General features: G+C 39.1%; 1 protein-coding gene. It reads left to right on the top strand.

The window, feature by feature from the left end:
• Positions 1 to 1,760: DUF4114 domain-containing protein (locus tag FFO06_RS20580; protein WP_137909688.1), on the top strand; the 1,760-nt coding region annotated here is incomplete at its 5' end.
• Positions 1,761 to 2,172: the final 412 nt, after the last annotated feature.

Here is a 2,172-nt window from a genome sequence, read left to right as displayed (position 1 = left end):
ATCAACTCATAGCTAATACTGTATTTGACTTTGAAACCCAAACAAGTTACAGCATTAGAGTCAAAACTGAAGACCAAGATGGGTTATCTTTTGAGAAACAATTAAATATTAACGTTAACGACATTAACGAAGCACCCACTGATTTGTTGCTTGACAACACCGCAATTGCTGAAGGTCAAACAGATGGTGTAATTGGTAATCTCATCAGCATAGACCCAGATACAGGAAACACCTTTACTTATAGTTTAGTTACAGGGGATGGTGACACCGAAAACAGTTTATTTAGTATTGTTGATAATCAACTCATAGCTAATACTGTATTTGACTTTGAAACCCAAACAAGTTACAGCATTAGAGTCAAAACTGAAGACCAAGATGGGTTATCTTTTGAGAAACAATTAAATATTAACGTTAACGACATTAACGAAGCACCCACTGATTTGTTGCTTGACAACACCGCAATTGCTGAAGGTCAAACAGATGGTGTAATTGGTAATCTCATCAGCATAGACCCAGATACAGGAAACACCTTTACTTATAGTTTAGTTACAGGGGATGGTGACACCGAAAACAGTTTATTTAGTATTGTTGATAATCAACTCATAGCTAATACTGTATTTGACTTTGAAACCCAAACAAGTTACAGCATTAGAGTTAAAACCGAAGACCAAGATGGGTTATCTTTTGAGAGACAATTAACCATTGGTGTAACTAACGTTCCTGAACCTCCCACATTAAATAGACCTAGTAGTGGTAATACTTTCGTTTTAAAAGGTGACAGTAACGAAAGACTGGAAGTTAAATTAACAGGATACAACTCTAAACTCAATAGTGAGCTAGGAGTATTTACTGTTGATGATGCCAATGGTACAATAGATGGTATTGCACCCGATGCAGCAGGTTATACCGAGAAGGCGTTACAACGTGGTCAGGTAATTTTCTCTCTCCTTGGTAATCCTCCCGCTGGATTTAATCAATCTAGTCTCAGCAGGTTGTTAGAATTAAATTCTAATAATAATTTGAGATTCTATTTGGTTAAGGATGGTTCAACGGATTCTGTACTCAACAATACCACTCCCAAAACTAATGTCCTCTTTGATATTTCTTCTAATGTTAGGACTACTACTTTAGGAAATGGCTTCTCCCTGGCTTGGGAAGATGGTTCTGGTAATACAGCTGGGTTTGAAGATTTGCAGGTAACAATTACCCCAACTGATATTATCCCAACTGATACAGTTATAAGCCAGGTTACAAGTCTGCAAAACAAACCCCAAGGAGAATTACTAGATTTGCGGGGTATCAATGGTCCGGTAAAAGCTGACTTTGTTGTCAACCGAGAAGCCGCTTATAACAACTTCGTTGGTTTTTATAAAGTCGCTGATGAGAATGGAGGTATTGATACCAATGGAGATGGTAGTGCTGATATCCTCCCAGAACAAGCTGGTTATGCTCAAGCCGCTGTTAGGGGGCGTGTTTCTGACCTTGCTTTGGCTGTCAATAACAACGGAACTGCGACTTTTAACAATAAGACTCTTCAAGGTGGTTCTGTCTTTGCGCCATTTATTATCACTAATGGTGGTACACCCGATAATTACGACAATATCAACTCCAGGATTTACTTCACCTTCGGCGCTGCTAACTCAGATGGTGTTGATCATGTGCGGCTTTTAGGTGATAATACCTTTGGTTTTGAAGACCTAACGGGTGGTGGTGACAAGGACTTTAATGATGTTATTGTTAAGGTCAACTTGACGGTATAGGTAAAATAAGCTATTACAGCCTATTTTAGGTTTATGATGTACACCCCTGACCTTCTCCTGATTTGGGGAGGGTGGGGTATTTTTGTATCTTAGGACTTACGCAAGTGTCATACCAAAAATCTGTTGTAGGGTGCGTCAGATATCAACAATCTGTTTATTTGCTGGTATGCAGTAGCAAAGCACCCTACCAATGTGCCAGTTGCGTAAGTCCTGTATCTTACAGCAAGTAGCTTTGAGTGAGGTACACCTGGTGCAGGCAAGATGCCCGCACCACAAGAGTTTTATTATTACAGCACTTCCCGGTGTTATGAGGTACAGTAACAACAATTAGTGAACCAATTTTTTAAATGTTGAGGATTCATCAAATCGAGAGCAACAGAAATAACTTTATCAACTATTTCAGTGGTAGTTG

Origin of the sequence: Dolichospermum planctonicum (genome assembly GCF_005402965.1) — a bacterium.
Lineage (GTDB): Bacteria > Cyanobacteriota > Cyanobacteriia > Cyanobacteriales > Nostocaceae > Dolichospermum > Dolichospermum planctonicum.
Note: the sequence above shows the minus strand (reverse complement) of the source record. Positions and strands in the feature narration are given on the sequence as shown.